At 39.9% G+C, this 13,303-nt stretch carries 10 protein-coding genes; all 10 read right to left on the minus strand.

The window, feature by feature from the left end:
- Nucleotides 1-14: 14 nt before the first annotated feature.
- Nucleotides 15-1,367: a UDP-N-acetylmuramoyl-L-alanine--D-glutamate ligase gene (gene murD / locus ACFW35_RS10755; protein ID WP_379845636.1), complete on the minus strand. Its 1,353-nt coding sequence runs from the start codon at nt 1,365-1,367 to the stop codon at nt 15-17.
- On the minus strand, nt 1,368-2,342 hold the full coding sequence (gene mraY / locus ACFW35_RS10760; protein WP_379845637.1) for a phospho-N-acetylmuramoyl-pentapeptide-transferase: 975 nt from the start codon (nt 2,340-2,342) through the stop codon (nt 1,368-1,370).
- Nucleotides 2,339-3,721, minus strand: a complete 1,383-nt coding sequence (locus ACFW35_RS10765) for a UDP-N-acetylmuramoyl-tripeptide--D-alanyl-D-alanine ligase (RefSeq protein WP_379845639.1) — start codon at nt 3,719-3,721, stop codon at nt 2,339-2,341. The genes mraY and ACFW35_RS10765 overlap by 4 nt, the downstream gene beginning before the upstream one ends.
- Entirely contained in the window at nt 3,718-5,184 is a 1,467-nt protein-coding gene (locus ACFW35_RS10770) for a UDP-N-acetylmuramoyl-L-alanyl-D-glutamate--2,6-diaminopimelate ligase (protein WP_379845640.1), read from the minus strand. The genes ACFW35_RS10765 and ACFW35_RS10770 overlap by 4 nt, the downstream gene beginning before the upstream one ends.
- A 339-nt stretch (nt 5,185-5,523) precedes the next feature.
- Nucleotides 5,524-7,458 carry a stage V sporulation protein D gene (locus ACFW35_RS10775; RefSeq protein WP_379845642.1) on the minus strand — a complete coding sequence of 645 codons (1,935 nt, stop codon included), beginning with the start codon at nt 7,456-7,458 and terminating at the stop codon, nt 5,524-5,526.
- A 67-nt stretch (nt 7,459-7,525) separates the two neighbouring features.
- Nucleotides 7,526-9,748 (minus strand): penicillin-binding protein, encoded by a 2,223-nt coding sequence (locus ACFW35_RS10780; protein ID WP_379845644.1) that lies wholly within the window; start codon nt 9,746-9,748, stop codon nt 7,526-7,528.
- 15 nt (nt 9,749-9,763) lie between these two features.
- Nucleotides 9,764-10,129: a cell division protein FtsL gene (gene ftsL, locus ACFW35_RS10785; protein WP_379845645.1), complete on the minus strand. Its 366-nt coding sequence runs from the start codon at nt 10,127-10,129 to the stop codon at nt 9,764-9,766.
- 15 nt (nt 10,130-10,144) lie between these two features.
- A complete protein-coding gene (rsmH, locus tag ACFW35_RS10790; protein WP_379845647.1) occupies nt 10,145-11,077 on the minus strand; it encodes a 16S rRNA (cytosine(1402)-N(4))-methyltransferase RsmH in 933 nt (310 codons plus the stop codon).
- Between the two features lie 33 nt (nt 11,078-11,110).
- A complete protein-coding gene (gene mraZ, locus ACFW35_RS10795) occupies nt 11,111-11,542 on the minus strand; it encodes a division/cell wall cluster transcriptional repressor MraZ (RefSeq protein ID WP_379833683.1) in 432 nt (143 codons plus the stop codon).
- A 128-nt stretch (nt 11,543-11,670) separates the two neighbouring features.
- Complete coding sequence (gene bshC / locus ACFW35_RS10800; protein WP_379845649.1) at nt 11,671-13,293, minus strand: bacillithiol biosynthesis cysteine-adding enzyme BshC; 1,623 nt, start codon at nt 13,291-13,293, stop codon at nt 11,671-11,673.
- Nucleotides 13,294-13,303: the final 10 nt, after the last annotated feature.

Here is a 13,303-nt window from a genome sequence, read left to right on the forward strand (position 1 = left end):
TATTTGTACAAACCTTATTTAAGTTTATGCACGGAGTTGATAAACATGTCCCCTCTTTGTTCAAAAGTCTTATATTGATCCCAGCTTGCACAAGCAGGAGAAAGCAATATAACGTCACCATCTTTTGAATGGCTGTATGCCAAGGGAACAGCTTCTTCCACATTATCAGCACGTTTTATCGTTTCTATTCCTGCTTGTCTTCCTGCATCAGCCATTTTTTCTGCCGTCTGACCGAATGTGACAAGTACTTTTACATTTTTTAAAGATGGAATGAGGTCATCAAATGAATTTCCTCTGTCAAGACCACCAGCCAGGAGGATAACATCCTTTTCAAAAGCTGAAAGGGCTGCTTTTGTTGCTAATATATTCGTAGCTTTTGAGTCATTATAAAAACGCCTTCCTTCAACCTCGCACACATATTGAAGACGGTGAGTTACACCAGCAAAGGTTGTTAACACTTTCCCAATTTGTTCTGTTGATGCACCTGCAAGCATAGACGCTGCTACTGCCGCCATAATATTGGACAAGTTGTGTTCTCCAGGAAGCACGATTTCTTTCAGCTCAATGATCTTCCTATCTTGGAAATACAGTCTGCCTTCATGAATATATGCTCCTTCTTTCAGCTGTTTTTTAACTGAAAATGGAATATTCTTTGCTTTTGAATGTTTCATAAGCTCTGAAACACGTTCGTCATCTGCATTGTAGATTACAAAATCGTTCTGATCTTGATTCTCGGTAATCTTCGCTTTTGCTTTTCCATACTCATCCACAGAGCCATGATAGTCCAAATGCGCTTCAAATAGATTCAAGAAGACAGAGATTTGCGGTTTGAATTTTTCTGTTCCCATCAGCTGAAAACTGGATAATTCAGCTACAAGGATATCTTGAGAAGTTGATTTTGCAGCTACTTCAGAAAAAACAGTGCCGATATTACCTGCAACAACTGGTGTTTTACCGCTGTTCTTTAGCATCTCTCCAATTAATGTTGTAGTTGTTGTTTTCCCATTAGAACCTGTTATGGCAATGATAGATGCTTCAGAAATCAGACCCGCGATCTCTACTTCTGTATACACTGGTATATTGCGTTTTACAGCTTCAGCAATCAATGGATTCTCGTAAGGGATACCAGGATTCTTTACTAAAAAATCAATGTCACCGTCAAGCAGGCTTAATGGATGTCCGCCGCACTCTACGGAAATTCCGATCTGTTCAAGCATTTCTGCTTCAGCATTTCCTTCTCTTGGCTGTCTGTCATTTACTGCAACATTCGCTCCAAAAGAATGAAGCAGTTTTGCTGCAGCAAAACCGCTTTTGGCCAATCCTACAATTAAAATGTTTTTACCTGTAAAAAACTCTTTGTTCTTCATTTAAACCCACACCTCTAAATAAATTCCTAATGCAGCAAATACAAGTCCAACAAGCCAGAAAGTAACTACGATTCGCCACTCACTCCAGCCAGACAGTTCATAATGATGGTGCAGCGGGCTCATTTTAAATACCCGTTTGCCTGTAAGCTTAAAAGATGTTACCTGGATCATTACCGAAAGTGTTTCGATTACAAATACTCCCCCAATGATAACAAGCAGAATTTCCATCTTCGTTAAAATCGCAACAGCACTTATTGCACCGCCTAGTGCGAGTGAGCCGGTATCACCCATAAACACTTTTGCAGGGTGCGCATTAAACACTAAGAAACCTAAAACGGCACCAACAACTGCTACACAGAAGATTGCCGCTTCATATTGAAGCATCGTTGAAGCTAATACCGCAAAAGCACCGAATGCTATAGCTGCCGTTCCAGCCAGAAGACCATCAAGGCCGTCTGTAAGATTTACTGCGTTAGAAGCACCGATTAACATAAATAGTACAAAGACCGGATAAATCCACCCGAGGTCAAACGAAAAATCAGTTCCAGGGATATTAACTGCCGTGGAAAAATCGATCAATTTTAATCCTAAATAAAAGAGAGCAGCAATGATCAGCTGTCCAACAAGCTTCTGTTTGGAAGTTAATCCAAGGTTTCTTTTCTTTACTACTTTAATAAAATCATCTAAAAATCCTATGAGTGCATAGCCTAATGTCACTAGAAGAAGAAGATGTGTTTCAGTGGTAATGGTGAAAAACTTTGCAGTCATCGCATATGTAGCGACCACAAGGGCTAAGACGATAACAATCCCACCCATGGTTGGTGTTCCTTGTTTCTTCTGATGAGATTTAGGTCCTTCATCTCGAATGCTTTGCCCAAACTTCAGCCTTCTTAAAAAAGGTATAAAAAAAGGTGAACTTAATACTGCTAATAAGAAGGATGCAACTAATGTAAATAGTAAAACTTGCTCAATCATTTTTTCGACTCCTGTTCTTCTTCTGTAAATGTAGAAATTAGGGTTTCTAAAACCATCCCTCTGGATGCTTTAAAAAGAATAGCAGTGTCTTTCGATAAGAGCTTTTCAATCGGTTCCTGCGCTTCTTCTTTTGTCAGACATTGGATAACTTCAAGGTTTTTACGGTTTTGTTTCTTTAACTCGTCTGCAATCCATGCTCCTTTTTCTCCAACTGTAATTACATGGCTAATTGAAGCAGCAACATGATCAGCTACTTTTCGATGCATGTTTTCTTCAGCAGAGCCGAGTTCATACATATCTCCAAGTACTGCGACTTTTCTGGAGATATCGTTTAATTCTGCAAGTGTTGAAAGTGCAGCTATCATACTCGTTGGACTCGCATTATACGCATCGTTAATCAGAAGCGTACCTTTTCGGCCCTTTTTCATCTCTAATCTCATTGAAGTAACTTTAAGATTTTCAAGTCCTTCTTGGATTTTGTTTTCTTCTATATTTAAGTAATGCCCAATTGCAATTGCATATGCCGCATTTTTAATATTATGCCGTCCGAGCATAGGGATGCGGTAGACAGATGTTCCCTCTTCCAATGTAAAAGAAACACCTTGTGCGTCAGTCTGCAAGTTGGATAATTTAAGAGTACAAGAATCTCCAAAACCGACTTTAAGAACATTTTCACCCTTTACATGTGAAAGAAGCGGTTCATCACCATCAATGATGAGCAGACCGCCCTGTTTTAACCCATCAGCAATCTCAAGTTTTGCTTTTGCTATACCTTCACGGCTGCCAAGCTGTTCAAGATGGCTTTCACCGATGTTTGTAATAACTGCAGCATCTGGTTCAGCAATTTTACTTAAAAGGGAAATCTCATCAAAGTTGCTCATTCCCATTTCAAGTATTAAAACTTCCGTTGTTTCCTCCATAGCTAGGATGGTTAAAGGAAGCCCAATATGATTGTTATAGTTCCCTTGTGTCTTAAATGTTTTGAAATTTGTTGAAGACACGCTTTCAATCATGTCCTTTGTGGTAGTTTTGCCATTGCTGCCTGTTACTGCAACTACTACAGGATTAACTTTTCTAAGGAAATACTTAGATATTTTTTGCAAGTACTCTACTGTGTCTGGTGTGTAAAGTACAGGGAAATCCCCTGAGAGCCCCGCAGGAAGTTCCTTACCTTCTTGCCAGACAGTAGCGATACACCCTTGTTTAATGGCATCCAGTAAAAAATCGTGCCCATCAAACCGCTCTCCTGCAATTGGGAGATAAAGAGCGTTCTCCGTTTTTTGTCTTGTATCTTTTGAAACACTTTCTAGTAAAATGTTTTCTTTTTTACCGGATGAGCGGTCTGCTAATGCCACCAGTTCCTTTATATCCAGCTTCATTTTTTCACCGCCTTAATCGCTTCACGTGCAACGATTCTATCATCGAAATCAAACACGTCTTTTCCAATTATCTGATAAGTCTCGTGGCCTTTGCCGGCAATAAGTATAACATCATTTGTTTTTGCACGCTCAACCGCATATTCGATTGCTTTTTTCCGGTCAGGAATCGTCACATAACTTCCTTCATCTGCTCCCTCTTCCATATCCTTTAGAATCTGAAGCGGGTCCTCTGTGCGCGGATTATCACTTGTGAAAATAGCTGAGTCCGCTAAGTCTGCAGCAATGCCTGCCATTAAAGGGCGCTTTGTTTTATCACGGTCGCCACCGCAGCCTACAATTGCGGTGATACTTCCTTTTGCAAATTCTTTAATCGTTCTTAAAACATTTTCCAAACTGTCAGGCGTATGTGCATAGTCAACAATAACCGTAAAATCCTGCCCTGCTATTACAGGTTCGAATCTGCCTGAAACGCCAGTTACATCTTCAAGAGATGAAATAATCTGATCAAGTTCTAATCCGGATAATAAGCATGCTGTAATAGCTGCCAGCACGTTATAAACCGAAAACTTACCAATAAGCTTAAGTGTAACTTCCCTAGAACCCTTTGGTGTAATCAGTGTAAACGAAGTTCCTTTTGAGCCAATAGTTATGTTTGCAGCACGAACATCGCTATCATTGTCGATCCCGTAAGAAATCACTTGTGCAGATGTAACTCTCTCAAACATTTTAGAAGCTGGATCATCGTTGTTGAGTACGGCTACTTTTCGATCTGTTTTATGATAAGTATTGCCCATTTGAGAAAACAAAAGACTTTTAGCAAACTGATATTCTTCCATATTTTTATGGTAGTCCAGGTGATCCTGTGTAAGATTCGTAAAGATGGCAATATCAAAATCACAGCCCCAGACGCGTCCCTGATCAAGAGCATGTGAAGATACTTCCATTACTGCTGCATCAACTTTTTCCTGAGTCATTCTATAGAAAGCGTTTTGAAGAAATAAAGAATCAGGTGTAGTGTTCGCTACTTTAAAACTTTGATCTTTAATTTTCATTTCTATCGTACCGATCATTCCAGTACTTCTGCCTGCATCACGAAAAACTTTTTCAATAAGGTGAGATGTTGTTGTCTTGCCATTTGTTCCAGTGATTCCGATTAAATGTAATTTTTGTGAGGGATGTCCATAGAAGGCATCTGCCAAAACAGCCAGTGCCTTTTTAGAGTTCTTAACTTTAATTACAGGAATGTTAACATCTATATCCTTCTCAGCTAATATTGCTGCAGCACCATTTTTCGCAGCAGTCTCAGCAAAATCATGGCCGTCAAATATTACCCCTTCTATACAAACAAACAGACAGCCTTTCCCCGCTTTCCTCGAGTCCATTTCAACAGAGGTAATTTCAGGATTGGCTTCAATATCCATTTCATAGTTCACTAAATATGTAAGCAATTCTCTTAATTCCATTAATCCTGACCTCTCCTCTAATCATCGTTAAAAGTAATTTAAGGCTTTTTCCGTAGACCTTGTTGCTCTTGAAAGTAGCTGATCTCCGTTCCAGATGCTCGCTTTCCGGGGGGCGTGCGGTGAGCCACTTTGGCGTTATGCACCTGCTGTGTCTCACCTGTCACGCTAATCCCCCAGGAGTCTCGCATCTTGCACTCCAATCAACTTATCAATGAAGATAATGAGCAATCCAAGCTAAAGACAACAATCTTTCAGAAAAGTGCCCCTAGATAAAACCTACTTTTAAGAAAAATAAGCCAAGGCAAGATTACGCGCTTGGCTATGTGTACATCTTCCATTTTAATCTTCCACATCTTTTTTGTCACCCAAAAATAAACGGATCGTCTTTCCTGCTTGAAGCTTTACTCCTGCTTGTGGAGCTTGCTGAACGATGTAATTCCCTTTGCCGGATGTTTCAATTTTCAAATTGTATAATAGATTTGTAAGCTCTTTTGTTTTCTTTCCTACTAAATTTGGCACAACAACTTCCGGTGCATCCAGCCATGTCTTTTCTTTCTCGATCTGCCCTTTTTGTTTTGCCACACCCATTGCTGAAAGACTGTCTTCAATAATATTTCCAACGATTGGCGCAGCAACAATCCCTCCAAACTGCAATGTTTCTTTCGGGTTATCAATCGCAACGTATACAACAATCTCAGGCTTGTTCGCCGGTGCCATTCCTATAAATGAAACGATATGATTATTTTTTAAATAGACGCCGCCCTCTGCTTTTTGGGCAGTACCTGTTTTACCGCCAACACGGTAACCATCTACAAATGCATTTTTCCCTGTTCCTTGAGCAACTACACTTTCTAAAGCGTGTCTGACTTCTTTTGATGTTTCTTCTGAAATAACTTTTCTTTTAAGTTTTGGAGTTTGCTTACTGACTACTTTACCCGTTACAGGGTCAACTAACTCTTTAGCTATATATGGTTCGTACAAGTAACCCCCATTTACGGCCGCAGAAACGGCTGCAACTTGCTGAATAGGTGTTACGGAAACCCCCTGGCCGAAAGCAGTAGTTGCTAGTTCTAACGGACCTACGCGATCATGCGTGAATAGGATCCCTTTTCCTTCACCTGCAAGGTCAACACCCGTTTTTTCGCCAAATCCAAAGTCTTTTATATACGAGAACAATTTATCTTTTCCTAATCGCTGCCCTAAAATAACAAAGCCCGGGTTACAAGAGTTTTGGACACCTTCTAAAAAGCTCTGGCTGCCGTGCCCTCCTGCTTTCCAGCATTTCAGCTTTCGCCCCGCTACTTCAATCGAACCCGGATCGTGAAAGTGGTCATTTTCAAGGTCCACTTTGCCTTCTTCCAGTGCAGCTGCAAGTGTAATAATCTTAAAAGTAGAACCAGGTTCATACTGAGCCCAAACCGGCAAGTTGCGGTTATAAACTTCAGGTGCTACACGTTTGTATTCTTCCGGGTCAAAATCTGGTCTTGAACTCATACCTAAAATTTCACCCGTGTTAGGGTTCATAGCAATTGCAATCGCTCCATCTGCATTGTAGGTGGCTTGTGCAATATCCAATTCCCGCTCTATGATCGTCTGAACTCTGGCATCAGTCGTAAGACGCAGATCGTAACCGTCTTTGGGTTTTTCATATTTATCAGATAAAGAAGGCATTCTCCTGCCGCGGGCATCAGAAAAAAAAGAAACATGTCCTTTTTTACCGTTTAATTGATCATCATAATATAGTTCCAGACCTGTTAAGCCCTGACTGTCAATACCTGCAAAACCCAGCACATGAGAAAGATAGGCACCATAAGGATAATGACGCTTGCTGTCTTCAGCTACAAACACGCCTGATAGATTTAATGCTTCTACCTCTTTCGCTTTGTTGTTGCTGATCTTCCTGCCGCCATTATCAATTCTTACAATCGATTCTTTTTTAGTAATTCTCTTATACACTTCGGTTTTTGATATATTCAGAACCGCTGCCAGCTTTTCAGCTGTTTCGTCCGGTTCTTTCACCTGTCTTGGCACAACAAAGACCGTCGGAGCACTGATATTCGTAGCGAGTACTACATCATTTCTATCAACGATCTTACCTCGCTTAGGTTCAAAAGGAATATTACGGCTCCAAGAATCCAGCGCTTGATCTGTCAGCATGTTCCCTAAAACGAACTGTACATATCCAAGGCGGACCGAGATAACAAAAAAGAATGCTAGTCCAAATACAAGAACAAAAATTAAGCGCCTGCGTACTGTTACATTTGAAACTCGCACATACAATACCTCCTCTGTATGGTTCGTTTCAAATATATGCTTGTACACAAGCGCATAGAACATATTATCACTCAGTCGTTACTATGGTTTCCTCTTCGCTGTTTTGCTCCGTTCCTTCGCCGTTCTGTTCTGTCTCTTCACTATTTTCTTCTGATACAGGTTCTGTTTCCTTTGGTGCTTCAAGCTGAACCACCAGGTAATCTCCCGCTTTTACCGGGCTTCCTGCCTTAACATTTTGTTTAACAGCAAATCCGCTGCCTGTGATTGTTTCTTTCAGTCCCAGAAGCTTACTTAGTCGAAGTATGTCCATATAGGACCAGTTTGTTAGATCCGGCATTTTGGCATCGCCTGAAGTCCGTAGAATAACACGCTCTCCCTTGATGACATAAGCTCCTTCATATGGCTCCTGCTTTATGACCTCATCTCCAGAGCCAATAACAGAAACATGCATGCCTAAATTTTCAAGTTCGGATTTAGCTTCCTTAGCGGATTGTCCGGTGTAATTATCCAATTCCTTACCATATGTTTTTTTGGCTTTGGATTTGGTCTGTTTTTCTTTCGCTTCCGGCTGGATATTTAAATATTGCAGGCTGCTTTTCATAACACTTGTAAAAATATTCGCTGTTGGTGTAGATCCCATTTCAGGAAATTCAACCTTTGGGCGTTCGACAGCAACATAGACCAATAGTTTGGGGTCATCTTTAGGTGCCATCCCAATAAATGAAAAGACATTTTCTCCCCATCCTGAAATGTATTTTCCATCTTTCCCCGGAATCTGTGCAGTACCTGTTTTACCAGCAACACTGTAGCCATCAATCATGTATGGCTTCCCTGTTCCCTCAGTTACAACCGTTTCTAAAATATCTCTGACTTGCTTGGAAGTGCCTTCTGAAATCGGCTTGCCTTTAACTTCTGGTTCATTATCTAGAACCACCTTTTTTGTTTCTGGGTTCATAATTTTATCGATAACATATGGCTGCATCATTTTGCCGCCATTCGCAATCGCCGTGGCCGCCTGTATCTGTTGGATAGGTGTAATGGTTGAACCTTGTCCAAACGCAGTTGTTACTTTTTCAATTTCATAGTTATATAGGATAGAACCGTTCTTCTCATTAGGCAGATCAATGTTTGTTTTTTGATCCAATCCAAATTTAGAGATGTAGCTTCTGAATTTTTCATAGCCCAATTTTTCACGTACTAATTTCGAGAATGCTACGTTGGAAGAGTTTTGTACCCCTTCATTGTAAGTGATCGTTCCCCAGCCCTTGCGGTTATGATCATATATCGGGCGTCCGATGTTCGGAAGCTTGTATGAACCTGACTGGAACTGTTCATTTCCGTTATATTTGCCTTCCTCAATAGCTGCTGCCAATGTGAAGATTTTCATGGTTGACCCTGGTTCAAAAGGATAAGAAACCGCAAAATTTGTATAGTTTTCAATATCTTTTTGATTCGGATTAAAAGCAGGATAGTTGCTCATTGCTAGTATTCTTCCTGTTTTAGGGTCTGCAACAATTCCTGTAATCTTTTCTGGTTCATATTCTTCAGCCGCTTCCTGCATAGCCTCATCCAAGTATAACTGGATTTTTTCATCGATTGTCAGATAGACATCCTGACCATGCTTAGGCTTCTCAACCGACTCTTTATTAGCAGGGATAGCACGGCTGAATGCATCTCCAAGAAATGTAATCTTTCCGTCCTTTTCCTGCAAATATTTATTCAATGATTTCTCGAGACCCATCAATCCAGCTTGAACGCCTTTTTCACCATTTCCTGTATAACCTATAACATGAGAGGCAAATGTTTGATTAGGATAGTAACGTCTGGATTCTCTAAGAAAATCAATTCCAGGAATCTTCAGGTCTTCAATTTGTTCCTTTTTACGGTAAGAAACTTTTCGGCCTGAAGGTATCTCAATCTGAAATCGGCCTTCCTTGCTTAGCAATTTAACTAAGTTTTCCTTATCAGTGTCAAGAACCTTGGCTAACTTTTCTGCAGCTTCTACTGGATCCTTGATATGATTCGGGTAATTCTTATCAAGAATTGCAATAACACTGTAAGAGGGAATATCTTGTGCAACTACTTCACCATTCCTGTCAAACATCGTTCCGCGCTTCGCATCAAGAACATCGCTCTTCATCCATTTTCTTTTTCCGTACTCGATTAAATCTACACCTTCAGCGGATTGAGAAGATGCCACGACAAAGAACTTGCTTGTTAAAACAAAAAAGAGCACGGTAAACAAAACCATAAGAATACCTGCTCCTACATTTTTTCTTTTTAATTTCATAACAACACCTGCTTTTTAGTCCTGAACAACTTTTACGTTTTTATCATCAAAAATAAAACCTTGTTCCTTAGCGATTTTCATGATGCGCTCAGGGTTGCTTAATTCTGTTACTTGTAGGTGATAATCTTCTACGATCTTAGTTTCAGCTGAGATATCTCTTTGGATTGTTTCAACCTTAGCAGTTGTCTGATATACAGATGCGTAAAGTGAAATAAGCCACACAAGACCAGCTATTAAAACAACTCCCATCATTCCCCACAGGATCACTTCACCTTTTGTAAAAAGTTTTCGTGATGGCTGTTCGACGGGTCTAGGATTTCTTTGGGGCTGTGATTGTGTTTGTAATTGTTGTTTTTGAACTTGATATGCTAAATTACTCAATACTTTTTCTCCTCTCTATTTCTGCTTTTCGGCAATTCTTAGTTTCGCTGATCGAGATCTTCTATTCTCTTCAAGCTCGTTCTCTGTTGGCACTATTGGTTTGCGTGTGATCAGTTTTAAAGTTGGTTTGTATTCATCTGGTATGACAGGCAGCCCTGGAGGGAGTTCCGGTCCCGCACTCGCTTTTTTCAGTATATTTTTACACGCACGATCTTCAAGTGAATGAAAAGTGATGACCGCAATACGTCCACCGATATTTAATAGTTCAATGGAGTCTTTTAGTGCATCTTCAAAGGCGTTTAGTTCATCATTAACTGCAATGCGAATGGCTTGAAATGTCCTTTTTGCCGGATGACCACCTGTTCTTCTTGCAGGCGCAGGTATAGCGTCCTTTATTATTTCGACAAGTTCACCGGTTGTTTGAATCTCTTTTTTCTCTCTGGCCGCTTCAATTTTCCGAGCGATCTGCTTAGCGAACTTCTCTTCGCCATATCGAGAAATAATCTTCATCAACTCGTTAAAAGACCATTCATTTACAATTTGTTTCGCTGTAAGTTCACTAGACTGATCCATTCGCATATCTAATTCAGAATCATGCTGATAACTGAATCCCCTGTCTGCCTCGTCAAGCTGCGGTGATGAAACCCCAAGATCGAAAAGAATCCCATCTACTTCATGTACCCCAAGGCTATTCAGCTCTTCTTTTATGTACCGGAAATTGCTGCGGACGATCGTGAACTTCCCTTCATATTCTTTCAACACCTGCCGTGCATTTTCGATCGCTTTGTCATCTTGGTCAAAAGCATATAAATGCCCTGTTTCTAATTGGGACAGTATAAGTGCACTATGGCCTGCCCCACCCAACGTACAATCAACATAAATTCCATCTGGCTTAATGTTTAATGCATCTACCGATTCTTGTTTTAAAACTGTTATATGGTCAAACAATGGAAAATTCCTTTCTGCTGTAAACTTAAGGGTTTATAAATCAAAGTCCATAAGACTCTCTGCAATCTCACCAAAAGAATCTTCTGATTTTGAGAAGTATTCTTCCCAAATTGATTTACTCCAAATCTCAATTCTATTCGACACACCTATAACTACGCAATCCTTTTCTAGTTTTGCATAGTCTCTGAGCGGAGATGCAATATTCACTCTACCCTGTTTATCAAGCTGACATTCAGCAGCTCCAGAAAAGAAAAAACGGGTAAATGCCCGTGCATCCTTTTTAGTAAATGGCAGGCTCTTTAATTTTTCCTCAATAACCTTCCACTCACTTAAGGGATAACCGAATACACATTGATCTAACCCGCGAGTCAAAATAAACTCGGTGCCTAGTTCTTCACGAAATTTGGAGGGGATGATCATACGTCCTTTGTCATCGATGCTGTGCTGATACTCTCCCATGAACATATGATCACCCCACTTTCTCCCCTAAATCTACCACAACACTCCACTTTTCACCACTACAAGTATTATTCGTTTACAAAAAAAAAAATCCTGCTGTCTCACAGGATTTTTTCAAAAATATTTTTTAATTTTTATAGGAAAACAATTTTATGTTTTTCATTGAAACAAAAAGGGAATTCTAAGAGGTCTTTTATTAAATATGAACCTTCCTCGTTCATAAATTGATAAACATTCCAAACTCTTTCTTGCAATACTCCGCCTGGTTTTAATTCCAGCATAATTTCATCATATTCAGCCAGCGGAACCTTTACTTTTTTCCTGACACGCTGTTCCATCTTTTGTTCCATATAATCAATCTCAGATAAAATACGGTTCAAGTTTAGCTCAGCGACTGGAAGCAGCTTAGGGTCTATTTCTTCAGCAAGCTTTACCAGCTGCGAATATGATTTTGCGATATCGGATTTAACAGTCTCTATTGAATCGTTCGTCTCAACAGGTCTGTTCTCATCGAACCAATCTCTTTTGTACTTTTCGGTTCCTTCCATTATCACCTGTTCCGCATTAAGTTTCTTAGAATCTAGGAGTCCCTTAATCCTTTGCGGAACAAGTGTTATGGACAGCCTTGGCATCACCACAGGCATCTTACGGTCAAAATGACGAAAGACTTTTCCAAGTGATGCCCAATAAGAAATTTCGCCTGGACCTGCTATAAAGGATAAAACAGGCAACAGGAACTCCTGCATTAAAGGACGAGTCACTACGTTATTACTGAACTTTTCCGAATAAAGTGCAGCTTCTTTCAATAATTCATCCTCAGAAATAGTAAAGTCCTTTTCTTTAGAAGTGAAACCATATTCATTTCGAAATAACAGAATCCGCTCCCCATTTTTTGTATAAAACAAATGAGCATTGTTTTCTTGAACTTCAATCGGATCATTAAATCCCTTATCGTTCAGATTCTTTGTTTGTAATCTAAAAGCCTGATCGATATCAAGATTGTTGCGAATCATCTTTTCAAGATATTCGGATTGCAGCTTTTTAAATTCCGGATCACCTGAATCCAGTAATATTAAACCTTCGTCTGAAAACCAGTGTGAAAGAAGCTTTGCAAAAAAGGTCACGATAGAGTCTGATTCGTAAAGATAACTTTCAGTTTGTGCAAGGAAGTCATTTGTGAAAGCAGTTTCTCCGAACGAACGGAAAACATCTTGGAGCCAAGGCTTTACATCATCAGGATTCCATTGCCACAGTGAAGCAGAGGATTTCACTGATGAAGCTGCTTTTAATGAAATTTTCTTAGCTGTATCATTCTTAGGAACCATAACATGGTTTATCTCATCCATATCATGATCTTCACCTGCTATCCAGAATACAGGAGCCACAGGAACTCCAAGCTCTTTTTCTGCCTGTTTGGCTAACTGAATCGTGCTGATACATTTATAGATTACGAGAAGCGGTCCGGTAAGGAGGCCGGCTTGCTGCCCTCCGACAACTGCTAATCCATCACTGCTTTTTAATTTTTGAATGTTATTCAATGTTTTGTCTGAAGTACCGATCTTTTGGTTATATGACGACAAGTATTCAGTCAGTTCATCTCTTGGAAAAGTATAATACTTTAACTCCTGCTGTCTAGTTAAAAAATCTCTGTTGTTAAAGGGCTCTTTATAATCAAAAAAACTGGCAGCATCCTCATCTCCATTCAAGTACCTCTCTAGAAATGGCGATGTCTGAAGTTTTATTTCCTCCAGTTTCATTCATGTACTT

Source organism: Fictibacillus sp. NPDC058756, assembly GCF_042746035.1.
Classification (GTDB): domain Bacteria; phylum Bacillota; class Bacilli; order Bacillales; family Fictibacillaceae; genus Fictibacillus.